The organism is Burkholderia sp. SIMBA_062 (assembly GCF_046534765.1).
In the GTDB taxonomy this organism is placed as follows: Bacteria; Pseudomonadota; Gammaproteobacteria; order Burkholderiales; family Burkholderiaceae; genus Burkholderia; species Burkholderia ambifaria.
Genome location: NZ_JAWRYD010000010.1, coordinates 123,743 through 143,085, shown reverse-complemented (window position 1 = coordinate 143,085; position 19,343 = coordinate 123,743). Strand labels below are relative to the sequence as shown.

General features: G+C 68.7%; 15 protein-coding genes. 9 read left to right on the top strand and 6 right to left on the bottom strand.

What is annotated here, in order from left to right:
• Positions 1-5: 5 nt before the first annotated feature.
• Positions 6-1,220, bottom strand: a complete 1,215-nt coding sequence (purT, locus tag SB786_RS13295) for a formate-dependent phosphoribosylglycinamide formyltransferase (RefSeq protein ID WP_410727867.1) — start codon at positions 1,218-1,220, stop codon at positions 6-8.
• Between the two features lie 216 nt (positions 1,221-1,436).
• Here purT and SB786_RS13290 point away from each other — a divergent pair, with 216 nt between their 5' ends.
• Both SB786_RS13290 and SB786_RS13285 read left to right on the top strand, forming a co-directional pair.
• Positions 1,437-1,982 carry an META domain-containing protein gene (locus SB786_RS13290; protein ID WP_006753762.1) on the top strand — a complete coding sequence of 182 codons (546 nt, stop codon included), beginning with the start codon at positions 1,437-1,439 and terminating at the stop codon, positions 1,980-1,982.
• Positions 1,983-2,162: 180 nt separating this feature from the next.
• Positions 2,163-6,899: a DNA translocase FtsK gene (locus SB786_RS13285; RefSeq protein WP_410727866.1), complete on the top strand. Its 4,737-nt coding sequence runs from the start codon at positions 2,163-2,165 to the stop codon at positions 6,897-6,899.
• A 100-nt stretch (positions 6,900-6,999) separates the two neighbouring features.
• Here SB786_RS13285 and SB786_RS13280 read toward each other — a convergent pair whose 3' ends face one another.
• Positions 7,000-8,247 (bottom strand): lactonase family protein, encoded by a 1,248-nt coding sequence (locus SB786_RS13280; protein ID WP_410727865.1) that lies wholly within the window; start codon positions 8,245-8,247, stop codon positions 7,000-7,002.
• Between the two features lie 166 nt (positions 8,248-8,413).
• Here SB786_RS13280 and SB786_RS13275 point away from each other — a divergent pair, with 166 nt between their 5' ends.
• The gene (locus SB786_RS13275; protein WP_410727864.1) at positions 8,414-10,243 is read left to right on the top strand and encodes a glycoside hydrolase family 15 protein; all 1,830 of its coding nucleotides are present in this window, start codon (positions 8,414-8,416) and stop codon (positions 10,241-10,243) included.
• A gap of 211 nt (positions 10,244-10,454) precedes the next feature.
• Complete coding sequence (locus tag SB786_RS13270) at positions 10,455-11,945, top strand: polyhydroxyalkanoate depolymerase (RefSeq protein ID WP_410727863.1); 1,491 nt, start codon at positions 10,455-10,457, stop codon at positions 11,943-11,945.
• 102 nt (positions 11,946-12,047) lie between these two features.
• Here SB786_RS13270 and SB786_RS13265 read toward each other — a convergent pair whose 3' ends face one another.
• Positions 12,048-12,680 (bottom strand): TetR family transcriptional regulator, encoded by a 633-nt coding sequence (locus SB786_RS13265; protein ID WP_034176600.1) that lies wholly within the window; start codon positions 12,678-12,680, stop codon positions 12,048-12,050.
• Between the two features lie 155 nt (positions 12,681-12,835).
• Between SB786_RS13265 and rsxB the strand changes: the two genes are divergently transcribed.
• Entirely contained in the window at positions 12,836-13,855 is a 1,020-nt protein-coding gene (rsxB, locus tag SB786_RS13260; protein ID WP_410727938.1) for an electron transport complex subunit RsxB, read from the top strand.
• On the top strand, positions 13,852-14,496 hold the full coding sequence (gene nth / locus SB786_RS13255; protein WP_410727862.1) for an endonuclease III: 645 nt from the start codon (positions 13,852-13,854) through the stop codon (positions 14,494-14,496). Before rsxB ends, nth begins: the two co-directional genes overlap by 4 nt.
• 79 nt (positions 14,497-14,575) lie before the next feature.
• Here the strand turns inward: nth and SB786_RS13250 are convergent, their stop codons facing one another.
• Positions 14,576-15,505: a DMT family transporter gene (locus SB786_RS13250; protein ID WP_410727861.1), complete on the bottom strand. Its 930-nt coding sequence runs from the start codon at positions 15,503-15,505 to the stop codon at positions 14,576-14,578.
• Positions 15,506-15,754: 249 nt separating this feature from the next.
• On the opposite strand from SB786_RS13250, the gene SB786_RS13245 reads away from it, so the two are divergent.
• The gene (locus SB786_RS13245) at positions 15,755-16,222 is read left to right on the top strand and encodes a DUF1841 family protein (RefSeq protein WP_410721207.1); all 468 of its coding nucleotides are present in this window, start codon (positions 15,755-15,757) and stop codon (positions 16,220-16,222) included.
• A 72-nt stretch (positions 16,223-16,294) separates the two neighbouring features.
• Here SB786_RS13245 and SB786_RS13240 read toward each other — a convergent pair whose 3' ends face one another.
• Together SB786_RS13240 and SB786_RS13235 are read right to left on the bottom strand one after the other, a co-directional pair.
• The gene (locus SB786_RS13240) at positions 16,295-16,654 is read right to left on the bottom strand and encodes a c-type cytochrome (protein ID WP_410727860.1); all 360 of its coding nucleotides are present in this window, start codon (positions 16,652-16,654) and stop codon (positions 16,295-16,297) included.
• A gap of 41 nt (positions 16,655-16,695) precedes the next feature.
• Entirely contained in the window at positions 16,696-17,055 is a 360-nt protein-coding gene (locus SB786_RS13235; protein WP_006754446.1) for a c-type cytochrome, read from the bottom strand.
• Positions 17,056-17,299: 244 nt separating this feature from the next.
• On the opposite strand from SB786_RS13235, the gene SB786_RS13230 reads away from it, so the two are divergent.
• Complete coding sequence (locus SB786_RS13230; protein ID WP_006761211.1) at positions 17,300-18,142, top strand: AAA family ATPase; 843 nt, start codon at positions 17,300-17,302, stop codon at positions 18,140-18,142.
• A 21-nt stretch (positions 18,143-18,163) separates the two neighbouring features.
• Entirely contained in the window at positions 18,164-19,339 is a 1,176-nt protein-coding gene (locus SB786_RS13225) for a vWA domain-containing protein (RefSeq protein ID WP_410727859.1), read from the top strand.
• The last annotated feature ends 4 nt before the right edge of the window (positions 19,340-19,343 follow it).

The window sequence follows — 19,343 nt, the reverse complement described above, 5'->3', positions numbered from 1 at the left end:
TCTCGTCAGCGCGCCGACACGGGCCGCACGGCCGCCGCGGCACGCTTCGCGCGTTCGCGGGCTTCGTCGACGCTCGCGCCCGTCGCCAGGGCGACGCCCATGCGCCGCTTCGCAAAGCTTTCCGGTTTGCCGAACAGGCGCAGGTCGGCGCCCGGCACGGCCAGCGCGTCGCGCACGCCCTCGAACGCGATGCCGCGCTCGTCGAGCCCGCCGTAGATCACCGCCGACGCGGCCGGCGAACCGAGCGTCGGATCGACCGGCAGCCCGAGAATCGCGCGCGCATGCAGCTCGAACTCCGACTGGCGCTGCGACGCGAGCGTGACGAGGCCGGTGTCATGCGGCCGCGGGCTCACCTCGGAGAACCAGACGTCGTCGCCGCGCACGAACAGCTCGACGCCGAACATCCCGCGCCCGCCGAGCGCCTCGGTCACCTTGTGCGCGATCTCGCGCGACTTTTCCAGCGCGAACGCGCTCATCGGCTGCGGCTGCCACGATTCGACGTAGTCGCCCTCCACCTGCACGTGGCCGACCGGCTCGCAGAAGTAGGTACGCGTCTCGAGCGTCGCCGGGTCGATCGCGCGCACGGTCAGCTGCGTGATCTCGTATTCGAAATCGATGAAACCCTCGATGATCACGCGGCCGTGGTTCACGCGGCCACCCGCCATCGCGTAGTCCCACGCGGGCTTCACGTCGGCTTCGGTCCGCACGACCGACTGCCCCTTGCCCGACGACGACATCACGGGCTTCACGACACACGGCATGCCGATCTTCGCGACGGCCGCGCTGAATGCGTCGAACGAATCCGCGAACGCGTACGGCGACGTCGCGAGCCCGAGTTCCTCGGCCGCGAGCCGGCGGATGCCTTCGCGGTTCATCGTGAGCTGCGTCGCACGCGCGGTCGGGATCACCTCGGCCAGGCCGGCCGCCTCGATCGCGGCGAGCGCGTCGGTCGCGATCGCCTCGATCTCCGGCACGATCAGGTGCGGACGCTCGGCCTCGACGACCGCGCGCAGCGCGGCGGCGTCGGTCATGTCGATCACGTGCGCGCGATGCGCGACCTGGTGGCCGGGCGCGTCCGGGTAGCGGTCGACCGCGACGACTTCGACGCCGAGCCGCTGCAACGCGATGATGACTTCCTTGCCGAGTTCGCCCGCGCCGAGCAGCATGACGCGCGTGGCCGAGGGAGAAAGCGGCGTACCGAGCCGCTGACCGATCTGCATGTGATTTCCCGCTGGTTCTGTTGGAGGACGAAAACGGCTTCGATGTTAACACGCGCACCCGCGCCGGTTTGGCCGGTTTCGTCGCGCCGCGGCCCCACCGCGCGCGGCCCGCGGGCGGGCCGCGAACGTTTTCACGCGCGAAGTGTCGGCTCGCCTCGCGCGGGGCGGGTGCGTTACTCTTACGCCTTGATCAGAATCCGATGAGGAACGAGGCTCATGTCCCACTTGTCCGCCGCCGCACGCGCACGCACCGGTCTGCTTCGCCCGTTGCGCGCGCCGCTCTGCGCGTTGACGCTTGCCACGCTTCTCGCCGCCTGCGCGATGCCGACCCACCCCGATTCCGCCGCCCCCGCACCCGACCCGTACAACCCGGCCGCCGTCCAGTTGCTCGACGACACGAGCTGGGAGCTCACGAGCTGGCTGAACGCCGACGGCACGTCGCGCACGATTCCGCACGGCGACAACGGCGAGCCGATCAAGCTCGCGCTGTCCACCGAATCGGGCGTGCGGCGCGCCAGCGGCTTTTCCGGCTGCAACCGTTACATGGGCACCTACGCGCTCAAGAACGGCCTGTTGAGCTTCGGGCCGCTCGCCGGCACGCGCATGGCGTGCCCGAACGCGCTCGGCGGCCAGCTCGAGCACGCGTACCTCGATGCGCTCGCGCACATCGAAAAGACCGGCGTGCAGATGCGCGAGCCGCAGCAACTGCAGATCGTGACCGAAGCCGGCGCGACGCTGACCTTCACGCGCCGGAGCCCCTGATGCGGCGCGCGGGCGAAGGCCGACCGGCCGCCTTCGCCACGCGCGGAACCCGGACGCATGTGTCCCGCAGCGTGGAAGCGCACCGCTGCCTTCATGCTGCATTAGAGTCCTGTTCGTCGGCCGGTTAAACTCGGCGGGTCGCGCACCGCGCTCCCCGCCCTCTTCCTGTTTCATCAAAGCATGCACACGGTTGTCTTCGGCTGGTTCGGCATCTCCGCCGTCTGGTTCCTCCTTCTCTTCTGGCGTCTCGTTCAGGCGATGCTGCCCGCTGGCGGCGGCCTCGCCGGCCGCGGCTCGATTCGCCTGTGGCTGGGCTTCGCGGCCGTGTTCGTCGCAAGCTGCGCACTGACGAGCCCGTTGTCGGGCCCCGACACGAATGCGCTCGGCCACGCGCTCTCGAACGGCTTCGCGCACGTGCTCGGCCCGATCGGCACGCCGGTCGCGATGGTCGTGCTGTTCTTCGCGGGCCTGCCGTGGCTGACCGGCATCGGCTGGCGGCAGTTCGCCGCTTGGGTCGACACGTCGTTCGGCGTCAAGCTCGCGCGCGACGTCGACGACGACGATGTGCGCGGCGTCGCCGATCTGCCGCGCAGCGCGCTGCACCGTGACGACGACCTCGTGCAGCCGACGACCGCCCATACCGTCAACTCGATGGCGCCGCGGCAGAACGGCCGGTATTCGCGCCCGACGGTGTGGAAACCCGATCCGCAGACCCGCCCGAAGCCGCGCAGCAAGGCAGCGCCGCGTCCGCCCGCGGAGCCGGTCGCGCCGTCGGGCTGGCTGAAGCCAACGCCGGCCAGCCGGATGCCGGCACCGCCCGCACCCGGCACGGCGAGCGCAATGCCGCCCCCGACGACCGGCAGCACCGCCAGCCTCGCGCGCGCCGCCGCGAACGCACAAGTACCGCGCCCCAATCCGGCCCCGCTGCCGGCCGGGTTCGAGCCCGTTCGGCCGCAACCGACCGCCGCCCGGCCGGCCACGGCCGCGCTGAAGCAGCCGGCCGCGCCGCGCACCGCGGTCACGCCGCGTCCGGTGGGCGCGACGCAGCCGCGCACGCCGGTGCGCCCGGTGACGGGAGCCGGCGCCGCCGGCCAGTCGCAGGATGCGGCACGCCGTCGCCCCACGCCACCGGCACCGGCACGCGCGCCGCTCTATGCATGGGTGCAACAGCCCGCGGAGCCGATCACGCCGGCGCCGAGCGTTCACGACACGCTGCGCTCCATCGAGGCCAGCACCGCGCAGTGGGCGGCGCTGGATGGCGTGCGCCCGACCGATGCGTCGCCGGCGACGGCCGCCGCGGCGACCGTGGCCGGCACGGTTGCCGCCGCGGGCAGCGTGGCCGCGGGGGCATCGGGGGCATCGGGGGCATCGACCGCATCGACCGCCGTACCGGCTGGCGTCATTCAGGATGCGCGTCAGTTCGCACCTCACGACACAGGCCGTCCGGATGCGCACGAAGCCGCGTCGGCATACGACGACGCACCGATCGTGCTGGATGCGTTCATGCCGACCGAGCCGACCGTGCGCGCGCCTGCTGTTGATGCTGTTGATACCGGCACGTCGGCGTTCAGTGACGCCGCGCGGCATGCCATGTCGGATTCCGCCGTCGAGGCCGACGCGCCGACGCGTCATGCGGAGCGCGAGCATCGGCATGGTGCCGATGTCCCTGCCGCGCCGGCATTCGATGCGCCGATCGACTTTGCGCCGTGGGAAGACATCGTCAGCCAGCCGGTTTCCGGACTCGGCGAATCACACCAGAGCCCGGTTGCCACGCCGCTGTCGGCCACGCGCGAGCCGTTGGCGGCACACGCGGTCGCCGTCACACCGACGGCAAGCGATATGGGCCGCCCCGTCGATGCGAAGGACGCGGCCACGGCCGCCCGGATCGGCGGCCAGTTCCAGCCGCAATCCACGCCTCCTGGCGATACCGGCATATCGGTCGAGGCGAAACAACACGCACACGCACCCGTTGACGACGTGAAGCCCGTCCAGCAGGTCGCGCCGGGCACTCCCCTCCCCGCTTCGTCGATCGCGGCAACGCCGATGCGTCCGTCCGCCGACCCAATGCCCGTCGCGGCAGCGACGACGGCGCCCTTTGCCGCGTCGAATGCCGCACCGGCCGACGCCGTGACGGGAACGGTCTGGAAGGCAGCGGAAAAACACGCTGGCGAAACCGCGCCGTTGCCCGCAGATACGCAACGCGCGACGTCTGTGGCGTCTGCTGCGACCTCCGCGAGCGCTGACCCTGCTTCCGTTGATTCCGCTGCGCCCGCGTCATGGTCGAAACCGTTGTCCGCTGAACCGTTCGCTGCCGCGCAGACGGCCCCGATAGCTGGCGCGCCGTCGCATATGGGCGCCGCGCCCGGCGCCGCTGCGCCGGCGCCGGCGAATACGTCGAGCAGCACGCCGCTCGCCGCCACGCCTTCGTTTACCGGTGTGACGAGCATGATCTCCGGTTCACTGTCGCAACCGGCCGCACCGGTCGCGACATCCGTCCCGACGTCCGCAGCGAGCACTTCCAGCCCGACCACAGCGCCGTCTTCCGTATCGGCACCGTTGGCAGCGGCCGCGACCTCCGCGACGGGCGCCGCGGGTCTGCCCCCCGCGCAACGTGCTGCGACAGCGCCGACCGTGACGGCCTCGTCGTCACCTGCATCGACCGGCACGTCCGTCAACGCAACCGCCCCGCAACCGGCGCCAAGCACGCCGGTGCCGCCTGCCGTCGTGTCGTCCGCCGCGTCGGGTAGCACATTTACCGCAGCATCGAGCGCGTCGGCCACGCCTTCGGCAGCCCCGTCGAATCGCATGCCCGACGCTTCGGCGATCGGTCAACCGTCCATGTCAGCTGCCGCAGCGCAGACGGCAACCGGCGGCACCGCGCCCGCCGCTGCCGCTGGCGTTGCCGCCTTCCCGACATCGTCTTCCGGCACGCTCGCCCCGACGAGCCCGGTCGCGGCCGCTTCGCCCGCCGCATTTGGCGGCACGCCAGTCTCGACGAGCGGCGCGCTTGCGTCGATCGCCGCGGCCCCCGACGCGACGGCATCGGCCGCGCCCCCGACTTCCGCGAGCCAGTCGGCGTCGGCATTGCCGACCCTCTCCGTTCCGGGCGCCTCCATCGACGCGGCGACACCGACGCCACCCATCGCGCCCACCCCGGCGCCGCAGGCCCAACCGTTCGCCGCCCCGCCCGCTGCCGCTGCCTCGCTGTCGAGCTGGGCCATGCCCGGCGCAGCCGCAATGCCCACGACGACCAGCACCTCGATCCCGGCCGCGACGATCGCGCCGGTCCCGGCCGCCACGCTTCCCGCGGCCCCCCTGTCGCCTGCAGCCGAACCCGCCGCACTCGCGGAATCGAGCGCCCCGGCCCCCGACGCGCCAGCCGCGCCCGAACGCCCGCCGCGTCCGAACGCATTCGAATTCCACGCGCCCGCATCGTTCAACGTCGAACTGCCGACGCTCGATCTTCTCGAGCCCCCCTCCGGCGACGTCGAACCGATCACTGAAGAACATCTCGCGCAAACGGCCCAGGTGATCGAACAGCGCCTGCAGGAGTTCAAGGTGCCGGTGACGGTGGTCGGCGCATCGGCGGGCCCGGTGATCACCCGCTTCGAGATCGAACCCGCGCTCGGCGTGCGCGGCAGCCAGATCGTCGGCCTGATGAAGGACCTGTCGCGCGGCCTCGGCCTCACGTCGATCCGCGTCGTCGAGACGATTCCCGGCAAGACCTGCATGGGCCTCGAACTGCCGAACGCGAAACGCCAGATGATCCGCCTGTCGGAGATCCTCGAATCGCGCCAGTACCAGCATTCGACGTCGCAGCTGACGATCGCGATGGGCAAGGACATCACCGGCCACCCGGTCGTCACCGATCTCGCGAAGGCGCCGCACATGCTGGTCGCCGGCACGACGGGCTCCGGCAAGTCGGTCGCGATCAACGCGATGATCCTGTCGCTGCTGTACAAGGCGACGCCCGAGGACGTGCGACTGATCATGATCGACCCGAAGATGCTCGAGCTGTCGGTCTACGAAGGCATCCCGCATCTGCTCGCGCCGGTCGTCACGGACATGAAGCTCGCGGCGAACGCGCTGAACTGGTGCGTCGGCGAAATGGAGAAGCGCTATCGGCTGATGTCGGCCGTCGGCGTGCGCAACCTCGCGGGCTTCAACCAGAAGATCCGCGACGCGGAAGCGAAGGAAAAGAAGATCGGCAACCCGTTCTCGCTGACGCCCGAAGATCCCGAGCCGCTGTCGAAGCTGCCGCTGATCGTCGTCGTGATCGACGAGCTGGCCGACCTGATGATGGTCGCCGGCAAGAAGATCGAGGAACTGATCGCCCGTCTCGCGCAAAAGGCGCGCGCGGCCGGCATCCACCTGATCCTCGCGACACAGCGCCCGTCCGTCGACGTGATCACCGGCCTCATCAAGGCCAACATTCCGACGCGCGTCGCGTTCCAGGTGTCGTCGAAGATCGACTCGCGCACGATCCTCGACCAGATGGGCGCCGAGTCGCTGCTCGGCCAGGGCGACATGCTGTTCCTGCCGCCGGGCACCGGCTACCCGCAGCGCGTGCACGGCGCGTTCGTCGCCGACGAGGAAGTGCACCGGATCGTCGAATATCTGAAGCAGTTCGGCGAGCCGCAGTACGAGGAAGGGATTCTCGACGGCCCCGCCGCCGACGGGGCGACGCAGGACCTGTTCGGCGACGCGCCGGATGCGGAAGCCGATCCGCTGTACGACGAAGCGGTCGCGTTCGTCGTGCGCACGCGGCGCGCGTCGATCTCGTCGGTGCAGCGTCAGCTGCGCATCGGCTACAACCGTGCCGCGCGCCTCGTCGAGCAGATGGAAGCGGCCGGACTCGTGTCCGCGATGGGCATCAATGGCAGCCGCGAGGTGCTCGTGCCGGCCGCGGCCGACTGAGCATGGCGGCCGCATGGCCGCCGACGATCGATCCGGGCGCCCCGCGCAAGCGGCCGCCCGACACGGAAAGGGCGCTGCCGCGGCAGCGCCCTTCGTGCATTTACTGCGCCACCGGCACCAGCTTGAAGTCGACCGGGCTGCCGAGCGCCACCTTCTGCGGATTCGGGCCGAGCTGCCCCGTTTCGACATCGCGGCTGAACACGTAGAACGTGTCGCTGTCCTGGTTGCCGACGATCAGCCACTTGCCGGTCGGATCGATCAGGAATTCGCGCGGCGTCTTGCCGAGGCTCGACTGGCGGCCGACGAGCTTCAGCCGGCCGTCGGCCTGATTCACCGCGTAGATCACGATCTCGTTCACGTCGCCGCGGTTGGTCACGTACAGGAAGCGGCCGTCCGGCGACAGGTGGATCGCGCCGCCGCCGACCTTGCCCTTGAAGCCCGGCACCGTCATCGGCTGCGTCTCGACCGGCGTCAGCTTGCCGTCGCGGTAGCCGAACACCTCGACCGATGCGTTGAGTTCGCTCGTCACGTATGCGAACCGGCCGTCGGCGCCGAACACCATGTGACGCGGGCCGGAGCCGGCCTTCACGGGCGTGTAGCGCGTGTCGGTCGGGCTGAACAGCCCGCGGCTGCCGTCCACCGTGTAGCGGTAGCCATAGAGCTTGTCCGCGCCGAGGTCCTGCACGAACAGGTAGCGACCATCGGGCGAGAACACCGTCGAGTGCACGTGCGCGCCGTCCTGGCGGCCTTTCACGGGCCCCGTGCCTTCGTGGTGCACGGTCAGCACGGCGGAACCGACCGCGCCGCCGTCGCGGGTCGGGAACACCGCGAAGCTGCCGCCCGGATCGGCCGCGACCGAGTAGTTGGCCGTGACGAGATACTTGCCGTCCGGCGACAGCGCGAGATAGCACGGGTCGTTTCCTTCCGACGACACGCGGTCGATGAACGTGAGCGCCCCCGTTTTCGGATCGAAGCTGAACGCGCTGATGCCGCCGCGCTGCGTGGCCGGTCCGTTGTCGCCGGGCAGTTCATTGACCGCGTAGACGGTGCGACCGTCGCGGCTCGGCAACAGATAGGACGGATTCACCGTCTTCGCCGACGACACGGGCGCGACGCTGCCCGTTTTCGTATCGAAGTGGTACACATAGATCCCGTCGCTGCCGCGCCCCGTATAGGTGCCGACGAGGAGGTTGTAGACGCCGTCGGCCGGCGCCGGCGATTGTTGTGCGAAGCTGGAGGTCGCGGACAAGGAAAGCACGATCGCGAAACCTTTCATCCAGTGAGCGAGCCTAAGCGGGAACCCTCGTGTCGAAGCGCGTGCGTCATGCTCGCGTAAACGGTTGGGCATTGAATCCTCCTTGCGTCGAGTCGCTTCAAGTGTTGAGATAGGACGAAACGCCGGCCGTTCATGCGCTCCGCCGCCCGGCCGAGTATACGGGGCGCGACGCCGACACGTGAAGCCCGGGCGACGCAGCCTGCATTGTGAACTCGAATAACCCAAGGACCGCTTGCCCATGCCCGCCCTGATCGAAGACTACGCCCTCGTCGGCGACGGACACACCGCCGCGCTGATTTCGAAAGACGGCTCCGTCGACTGGCTGTGCTGGCCCCGCTTCGATTCGGGCGCCTGTTTCGCGGCGCTGGTCGGCACTCCCGAGCACGGCCGCTGGCTGCTCGCGCCGGCCGCCGACGCCGCGATCACGCATACGTCACGCCGCTACCGCGGCGACACGCTGATCCTCGAAACCGACTACGAAAGCGCCGACGGCGCCGTCACCGTGATCGACTTCATGCCGCCCGGCAACGGCTGGTCGGAACTCGTGCGGATCGTCGTCGGCCGGCACGGCACGATGAAGATGCGCATGGAACTGGTGTTGCGCTTCGACTACGGTTTCTCGATCCCGTGGGTCACGCAGCTGTCGCGCGAGAGCGGGATGAAAGCAATCGCCGGACCCGATACGGTCGTGCTGCGCACGCCGGTCGCGCTCACCGGCAAGAACCTGCACACGCTCGCCGAATTCACGGTGAGCGCCGACGAACGCATTCCGTTCTCGCTCGGCTACGCGGCGTCCCACCTGCGGCTGCCGCCCGCGCGTGATCCGCTGTCGATGCTCGCGCGCACCGAGAACTACTGGCTCGAATGGTCGGGCCGCTGCCAGGTGCAGGGCCGCTACGCGGCCGCCGTGCGCCGCTCGCTGATCACGCTGAAGGCGCTCGCATACGAGCCGACCGGCGGCATCGTCGCGGCGCCCACCACGTCGCTGCCCGAGAAGATCGGCGGCAACCGCAACTGGGACTATCGCTATTGCTGGCTGCGCGATGCGACGATCACGCTGCTCGCGCTGATGCGCGGCGGCTACTACGACGAGGCGCGCGCGTGGCGCACGTGGCTCGGCCGCGTGATGGCCGGTTCGCCCGAGCAGATCCAGATCATGTACGGGATCGCCGGCGAGCGCCGGCTGCCGGAAATGGAGCTCGACTGGCTGCCCGGCTATCAGGATTCGAAACCGGTGCGCGTCGGCAACGGCGCGGCGAACCAGTTGCAGCTCGACGTGTTCGGCGAAGTGATGGCCGCGCTGCACCTCGCGCGCGTAGGCGGCCTGCAGGCCGACGACACGGTGTGGTCCGTGCAATGCGCGCTGCTCGACCATCTCGAGAAGATCTGGCAGGAGCCCGACGAAGGCATCTGGGAGACGCGCGGCGGCCGCCGCCATTTCACGTTCTCGAAGGTGATGGCGTGGGTCGCGTTCGATCGCGCGATCAAGTCGGCGGAGATGTTCCGCCTGCCCGGCTCGCTGGACCGCTGGCGCGCGCTGCGCGACCGAATCCACGCGGACGTATGCGAGAACGCATGGCATGAAGGCAAACGGTCGTTTGCACAGAGCTACGGCAGCGACGAACTCGACGCAAGCGTGCTGCTGATGCCGCTGCTCGGCTTTTTGCCGCCGGAGGATTCGCGCGTCGTCGGCACGGTCGAGGCGGTCGAGCGGGAATTGCTGCACGACGGGCTCGTGATGCGCTACCGCACGACCGAATACGACGACGGCCTGCCGCCCGGCGAAGGCACGTTTCTCGCGTGCAGCTTCTGGCTGGTCGACAATTACGCGCTGCTCGGGCGGATCGACGACGCGCACCGGCTGTTCAGCCGGCTGCTCGCGCTGTCCAACGACCTCGGCCTGCTTGCCGAGGAATACGACCCGGTCGAAGGCCGGCTCGTCGGCAATTTCCCGCAGGCGTTCTCGCACGTGGCGCTGGTGCATACCGCGATGAACCTGATGCACCACGAAGATGCAATGGCGCGCGCGGCAGGCCAGCCCGCGCCGGCCATGGCGACGGGGCGCTGACCGGCGGCGGGGCGGCTTGTTCAGAGATCGTCAATTCGCAAAAATTTGATGAAAAATCGGGGAAATGTTGCATTGCAACATCCATCGTTGTCCGATATGATCAAGTCGATTGTCCGGCCGCACTGCAATATGGCCGGTCGCTGACCCACACGGCACGCCGCGACGCCCCACGCCGCCCCTGCGCACCGTCCCCCAAGCGGGAGTAGTCTGCATGCTTTACCAACTGCACGAATTCCAGCGGGCCATGTTGAGCCCGCTCACGGCCTGGGCCCAGGCCGCCTCCAAGTCGTTCGCCAATCCGTCCAGCCCGTTCTCGCTGATGCCCGGCGCGACGCGGATGGCGGCCGCTTACGAGCTGATGTACCGGCTCGGCAAGGATTACGAAAAGCCCGAATTCAACCTGCACCAGATCGTCAAGGACGGCCACAACATCCCGATCGTCGAGCAGACGATCATCGAGAAGCCGTTCTGCCGGCTGCTGCGCTTCAAGCGCTATTCGGACGACGCCGACGCCGTCACGCAACTGAAGGACGAGCCGGTCGTGCTGGTCTGCGCGCCGCTGTCGGGCCACCATTCGACGCTGCTGCGCGATACCGTGCGCACGCTGCTGCAGGATCACAAGGTGTACATCACCGACTGGATCGACGCGCGGATGGTGCCGGTCGAGGTCGGCCCGTTCCACCTGCACGACTACGTCGCGTACATCCAGGAATTCATTCGTCACATCGGCGCGCGCAACCTGCACGTGATCTCCGTGTGCCAGCCGACGGTGCCGGTGCTCGCGGCGATCTCGCTGATGGCGAGCCGCGGCGAGGACACCCCGCTCACGATGACGATGATGGGTGGCCCGATCGATGCGCGCCGCAGCCCGACCTCGGTGAACTCGCTCGCGACGCAGCACTCGACCTCGTGGTTCGAAAACAACGTGATCCACACGGTGCCCGCGAATTATCCGGGCGAAGGCCGCCACGTATATCCGGGCTTCCTGCAGCACACGGGCTTCGTCGCGATGAACCCGGAGCGGCACGCGCGATCGCACTGGGACTTCTACCAGAGCCTGCTGCGCGGCGACGAGGACGACGCCGAAGCGCACCGCCAGTTCTACGACGAGTACAACGCGGTGCTCGACATGGCCGCCGAGTACTACCTCGAGACGATCCGCGTCGTGTTCCAGGAATTCCGGCTCGCGGAAGGCACGTGGGATGTCGACGGCGAGCGCGTGCGTCCGCAGGACATCAAGCACACCGCGCTGATGACGATCGAGGGTGAGCTCGACGACATCTCGGGCAGCGGCCAGACGCACGTCGCGCACGAGCTGTGCACGGGCATCCCGCAGGACGATCGCCGCAGCCTGACCGCGGAGAAGTGCGGTCACTACGGAATCTTCTCGGGCCGCCGCTGGCGCACGATCATCTACCCGCAACTGCGCGACTTCATCCGCGAGCATGCGCCGGAGCCGAAGAACGGCATGGCGAAGACGCCCGCCGATGCACCGGCCACGACGACGCTCACCGCCGTGCCGTCCAGCACGCAGCCCGAACCGACGCGCGCCGCCGTCGCCAAACGCGTGCGCGCGAAGGCGCCGGCCCCGACGGTTGCCCCCGCCAGGACGGCAAGCGTGAAGGCTGCGCCGGCCGCGCCGGCCGCGAAAAGCGCGGGCAATACGCGGGCCAAGCCCATTCGCGCGCGCAAGGCCGCCTGACACGCCGCATTCCGACGCAAAAACGCCGCCGTTGCTTGTGTGCACGGCGGCGTTTTCTTATGCAGCGGGCGGCCGCGAGTGGGCCGCGCATCGGCGCACGGCTCAGCGTCGCAGCAGATACGCGAGCAGCACCTCGGTGTTCATCCTGACCATTTCCGCACGCTCGTCGGCTTCGCTGAAGTCGCGTCCGAGCGTCGCGGCGAGCGTGAAGCGGTTCGACACGATGTAGTAGCCGAGCCCCGACAGCGTCACGTAGAAGTGCAGCGGATCGACGTCGCCGCGGAACAGCCCGGCCTTCTGGCCGCGCATCAGCACGTTGCCGAGCTTCGCGACGATCGGCGACATCATCTCGCGGATCCGCGTCGACTTGTGCAGGTAGCGCGCTTCGTGCAGGTTCTCGTTGTTGATGAGCCGCAGCAGCTCAGGATGATCGCGGTAGTAATCCCACACGAAATGCGCGAGCCGCGTGACGGCTTCGACGGGTGCGACGCCATCGAGATCCAGCACGCGCTCCGCCTCGGTCAGCGCGGAGAACGCGTGCTCGAGCACGGCCGTAAACAGCTGCTCCTTGCTGCCGAAGTAGTAATAGAGCATGCGCTCGTTGGTTTCGGCCCGGCGTGCGATCTGATCGACGCGTGCGCCGAACAGCCCTCCACTCGCGAACTCTTCGGCTGCCGCCATCAGGATGCGACGGCGCGTACCTTCAGGATCTCTTTTGATTTTTGGCTGATTCATGTGGCGTTTTGCTATGTGAGCCGCGTGATCCGGACCGGCACCCCGACCGCCTCGGCGCCGGCCGCCCTGGAACGGGCGCACCACGTGCGGCCGCCCTCCTGCTGAGCCCCTGCAAAAAAGCGGTTCGATTATGCGCACAGACGGCCTCCAGCGCAATGCGGGAAATCGGCGATAATCAAGGTTTGGCAAACCTTTCCGGCCGCGCCACACGCGGCCGAGAGCCATTCGGCGCCGCAGCGCCCGTTGTCACCGTGACTGATTCCAAGACCCTCGCGGATCGCATCGAAGATCTGCTTCCCCAGACGCAATGCACGAAGTGCGGCTATAACGGCTGCCGTCCGTACGCCGACGCGATCGCCGCCGGCGATGCGAACTACAACCAGTGCCCGCCCGGCGGCGCCGAAGGCATCGCGCGCCTCGCGAGCCTGCTCGGCAAGCCCGTGATTCCGCTGAACCCCGTCAACGGCACCGAGCATCCGCGCGCCGTCGCGTTCATCGACGAAAGCCTGTGCATCGGCTGCACGCTGTGCATGCAGGCATGCCCGGTCGATGCGATCGTCGGCGCACCGAAACAGATGCACACGATCGTCGAATCGCTGTGCACGGGCTGCGATCTCTGCGTGCCGCCCTGCCCGGTCGACTGCATCGCGATGGTCCCCGTGACCGGCGATCGCACCGGCTGGGACGCGTGGTCGCAGCAACAGGCGGACGCCGCGCGCGAACGCCACGACCGCCGGCTCGCCCGCCAGCGCCGCGAACGCGAGGCCGCCGAAGCGCGCGCCGCCGCCCGCCGCGCAGCCAGCGCCGGTGCGGCCAAGGCGGCGCCGGCCGCGGCAGAACCCGGCAAACAGCCTGACGCACCGAGCGCCGCGCCGGCCGACGACGCCGACGCGAAGAAACGCGCGATCATCGCCGCCGCGCTCGAACGCGCGCGCAAGAAGAAGGAAGAACTGTCCGAGCAAGGCACCGGGCCCAGGAACACCGAAGGCGTGAGCGCGGCCGTGCAGGCGCAGATCGACGCGGCCGAAGCCCGCCGCAAGCGGCTCGCCGAGCAGCAGGCGCAGCGCGACGCGCAAGCCGCGGCAGCCGGCGACGAAAACGGCAACGACAACGACGATCCAGACAACAACGACGACCGGACCAGCCCGTCCGCGCCGCCCAAGAACCGTCCATGAACGCCACCAAACGACGCGCGATCTACGAAACGCTGCAAAGCCTCAATCCGCATCCGACCACCGAGCTCGAATACACGACGCCGTTCGAGTTGCTGATCGCGGTGATGCTGTCCGCGCAGGCGACCGACGTGTCGGTCAACAAGGCGATGCGCAAGATGTTTCCGGTCGCGAACACCCCGCGACAAATCGTCGCGCTCGGTGAAGAAGGCGTCGCCGACTACATCAAGACGATCGGCCTCTTCCGCACCAAGGCGAAGAACGTGATCGCCGCGTGCAACATCCTGCTGGAGCGCTACGACGGCGAGGTGCCGGCCGATCGCGAAGCGCTCGAGAGCCTGCCGGGCGTCGGCCGCAAGACCGCGAACGTCGTACTGAACACCGCGTTCGGCCAGCCGACGATCGCGGTCGACACGCATATCTTCCGCGTCGCGAACCGCACGGGGCTCGCGCCCGGCAAGGACGTGCGGGCCGTCGAGGCCGCGCTCGAGAAGTTCACGCCGAAGGAGTTCCTGCAGGACGCGCATCACTGGCTGATCCTGCACGGGCGCTATGTGTGCAAGGCCCGCAAGCCCGAATGCTGGCACTGCGCGATCGAGCCGCTGTGCGAATTCCGGCCGAAGACGCCACCGCCGAACGAGTGAGCGCGAGCCGCGGCTGACGGGCCGCGCGCGTTGCAACCGGCCGGCTCCATTGCTGCGCCGGTGGCTTTCCCTTTTCCTGCTATGCGTTGGACGTCGCCGTCGCGTCGTCGGCCGCCGCGCCGCCCGCGCGCACCAGCGCCAGCACGGCCGCGAGGATCGCGACGCCGCCGGCCCACTGCAGCGGCGACAGCGCCTCGCCGAACAGCAGCGCCGCGAGCGCGACCGTCACGACCGGTTCGAGCGTCGACAGCATCGACGTACGCGCGGCCCCGAGCCGCTCGAGCCCGGCGAAGAACGCGAGCATCGCGGCGACCGTCGACACCAGCGCGATCGCGAGCATCGACACCCAGCCGGCGGCCGTCGCCGGCCAGCGCGGCGCCACGCCGAACGCCGTGGTCCGCACGATCGCGATCGCGACGAGCGTCGCGGTCGCCGACAGGCAGATGATCGCGGTGGTCGCGAGCGGATCGACGCCGCGCGTCGCCTTGGTGCCGCCGACGATGTACAGCGAATAGATCACCGCGGAGGCCAGCGCGAGCGCGATGCCGAGCGGCTCGCCGTGGCCACCGCCGACCATCAGCGCGGAGCCCGCGACACAGAGCACGAGCGCGACCGCCTTCGCGCGTGTCAGGCGCTCGCCGAGCCACCACGCGGCGAGCAACGTGACGAAGGCCGGATACAGGTACAGCAGCAATGCGACGAGGCTCGCCTGCGCATGCTGGAGCGCGCTGAAATAGCAGAACGACTGTCCGACGTAGCCGAGCGCGCCCATCGCCACGAGCGGCACGAGCGTGCGGCCGCGCGGCCATGCGACGCGGCGGTGCCGGGCGATCGCGGCGAGGATCGCGCCGCCGATCGCGAAACGCACGATCAGCAGCCCGAGCACGTCGACGCCGGCCGCATACGCATAGCGGCCGAAGATCGCCATCGCGCCGAATGCGGCGGCGGACAGCGCGACGTAGAGCGCGCCCTGCAGCGCGGCGGACGATGAACGGGCGGTGGCGGACATGTTGAGCGAGTTGAGCGGGGGCGAGCGCGACGACGGGAATCGTCGGAGTGTAGCGGCGCGGCGCCCGGCAGCCTAGCCCGCGCTTACCCGTTGCGCGGCGCCGCGGCCCGCGCAGGGTGGCTCCCGTCCACGCCACCTACGTCGCCCACGTCGCCCGTGGACCGCCACGATGCGCGCCCCGCCCGCGCGCCATCGCCGCCAGCGCCGCCAGCACCGTGCGCCGACCCGGCGTACAATGCGCGACGCGGCATGACGCCGCCCGAATCACGACGTTTCCCCACCATGTTCAATCCGAGTCGCGACGAAGTCCGTCGCTTTTTCACCGAGACCTGGCGCAAGCAGCGCGCCGGCGAGATCCTGACGCCGCTGGAAGCGATGGCTGCCGACTGGATCGTCGAGCACCCCGAATACCATGCAGACCTCGCGGACGCCGACGGCGCCGCCGCGCGCGACTACACGCCCGAGGAAGGCCGCACGAACCCGTTCCTGCATCTGTCGATGCACCTCGCGATCAGCGAGCAGCTGTCGATCGACCAGCCGCCCGGCATCCGCGCCGCGCACGACAAGCTGGCCGCGAAGCTCGACTCGACGCACGAAGCGCAGCACATGATCATGGAATGTCTCGGCGAGACGATCTGGGAAGCGCAGCGCACCGGCACGCCGCCCGATACGGACGCGTACCTGCAGCGCATCCTGCGCCGCGCGTCGCGCGACTGAGCGCCGCACCCAAAAAAATACCCCGCCATGGCGGGGTATGCCTGCTGCACGGGTCGTCAAGGCCCAGCGTGCTTACTTCTTGAAGACGAGATCGGTCTCTTTCAGCGACTCGATGTAGGCCGCGATGTCCTTCATGTCGCTGACCGACAGGTTCTGGACCTGCGCCTGCATGATCGCGTTGTTGCGGCCGAGCAGCGGGTTCGTCAGCCCCATCTGGTACTGGCGCATCGACCACACGAGGTAATCGGCGTGCTGGCCCGCGAGGCGCGGATACTCGGCGTTGATCGGCTTGTTCAGTTGCGCGCCGTGGCAGGCCGCGCAGTTGTGCGACTCGACCAGTTCCTTGCCCTTCACGGTGTCCGCCGCATGCGCGGTACCGATCGCGAGGCCGGCCATCAGTGCAACCGCCGCCGTCTTGAATGCGTTGTTCATGAATGCTCCTGTCCCGCCGGTAAGAATCGGCGGCGCGCGCTTTACTTGTAGGGATTGTCCTTCGTGTCGGCCTTCTGGGCGGCGTAGTAGGCCGCCAGATCCGCGATGTCCTGGTCCGTCAGCGAACCGGCGATCGCATTCATCGACGGGAAATGACGATCCTTCTTGCGGTACGCCTTCAGCGCGTTCTCGAGGTATTGCTGGTTCTGGCCGCCAAGGACGGGCACCCGGTAGACCTCCGGGTACGCCGCGCGGTAATCCTGGATGCCGTGGCAACCGATGCACATGGCGGCCTTGCCCGCCCCGTCCTTCGGGTTGCCGACCACACCGGCCGCCTGCGCGCTGCCCGCGAGCGCCACGAGCGCCGCGACAACGACGTGTTTGCCGACGAATTTGTTCATAGCTCTTGTAACCTAGCTTGAGGGGAAACTGGCGCCGAAGCGGCAACGGCCCGCGCCGTTTTGCTTATCGGATCGCCACGCAGGCCAAAAAAAACGGCCAGATTGTACCGCGTCGGCGGGGAACGCGTCCACCAGGTGCCCCGGCCCGCCCCGCCGCAGCTCCGCAACGATACGCGGCCCCGGCCCGACTGGACAGCCCTTCTGACTTATACTGGGTTTTTTTGCGATTAAGAAGAGCGCCGCCATGCGTTTCGAAGGATCCTCGCACTACGTCGCCACCGACGACCTGAAACTCGCGGTCAACGCCGCGCTGACGCTGCAACGCCCGCTGCTGATCAAGGGCGAGCCGGGCACCGGCAAGACCATGCTCGCCGAGGAAGTGGCCGCCGCCCTCGACATGCCGCTGCTGCAGTGGCACATCAAGTCGACGACGAAGGCGCAGCAGGGCCTGTACGAATACGACGCGGTATCGCGGCTGCGCGACTCGCAGCTCGGCGACGAGCGCGTGAAGGACATCTCGAACTACATCGTGAAGGGCGTGCTGTGGCAGGCGTTCGACGCCGAGCGCCCGAGCGTGCTGCTGATCGACGAGATCGACAAGGCCGACATCGAATTCCCGAACGACCTGCTGCGCGAGCTCGACCGGATGGAATTCCACGTGTACGAGACGCGCGAGACCGTGCGCGCGAAGCACCGCCCGCTCGTGATCATCACGTCCAACAACGAGAAGGAGCTGCCCGACGCGTTCCTGCGCCGCTGCTTCTTCCACTACATCCAGTTTCCCGACGCGTCGACGATGCAGCAGATCGTCGCGGTCCACTTCCCGAACATCCGCGAGGAGCTGCTGCGCGCGGCGCTCGAGAGCTTCTTCGAATTGCGCACCGTATCGGGGCTGAAGAAGAAGCCGTCGACGTCCGAACTGCTCGACTGGCTGAAGCTGCTGCTCGCCGAGAACATCCCGGCCGACGCGCTGCGCGGCGTCGATGCGAAGCAGATCGTGCCGCCGCTCGCGGGTGCGCTGCTGAAGAACGAGCAGGATCTGAGCCTGCTCGAGCGGCTCGTCTACATGAACCGGCACAACCGGTAACCCACCCGCGAAGGCCCGGCCATGCTGCTCAATTTCTTCTACGCGCTGCGCGCAGCCAAGCTGCCCGTCTCGGTGAAGGAATACCTGACGCTGCTCGAATCGCTGAAGGCCGGGCTGATCTCGCCGTCGATCGACGCGTTCTACTTCCTCGCGCGCATGACGCTCGTCAAGGACGAGCAGTATTTCGACAAGTTCGACCAGGCGTTCGGCGCGTATTTCCACGGCGTGTCCGCGTTGCCGTCCGACGCGTTCGATCTCCCGCTCGACTGGCTCGAGAAGCGGCTGGAGCGCGAGCTGTCGCCGGAGGAAAAGGCGCAGATCGACGCAATGGGCGGGCTCGACAAGCTGATGGCGCGCCTGAAGGAACTGCTCGACGAGCAGAAGGCGCGCCACGAAGGCGGCAACAAGTGGATCGGCACGGGCGGCACGTCGCCGTTCGGGCACGGCGGCTACAACCCCGAGGGCATGCGCATCGGCGGCCCGTCGAACGGCAACCGCACGGCGGTCAAGGTGTGGGAGGCGCGCGCGTACCGCGACTACGACGATTCGGTCGAGATCGGCACGCGCAACATCAAGGTCGCGCTGCGGCGCCTGCGCCGCTTCGCGCGCGAAGGCGCGGCCGAGGAGCTCGACCTGCCCGGCACGATCCGCAGCACGGCCGCGAATGCCGGCTGGCTCGACCTGCGGATGGTGCCCGAGCGCCACAATAACGTGAAGGTGCTGATGCTGCTCGACGTCGGCGGCTCGATGGACGACCACATCAAGCGCACCGAGGAGCTGTTCTCCGCCGCGAAGGCCGAGTTCAAGCACCTGGAGTTCTACTACTTCCACAACTGCGTGTACGACCACCTGTGGAAGAACAACCGCCGCCGTCATGCGGAGCGCACCGCGACGTGGGACGTGCTGCACAAGTTCACGCCCGACTACAAGCTGATCTTCGTCGGCGACGCGACGATGAGCCCGTACGAGGTGCTGCAGCCCGGCGGCTCGGTCGAATACAACAACCCGGAAGCCGGCGCCGTCTGGCTGCGCCGCCTCGCCGACCAATTCCCCCGCCATGCATGGCTGAACCCCGAGCCCGAGCGGCTATGGGAATACCGGCAATCGGTCGCGGTGATCCGCGACCTGCTCGGCCAGCGCATGTATCCGCTCACGCTCGCGGGCCTCGAAACCGCGATGCGCGCGCTCAGCAAGTAACGAA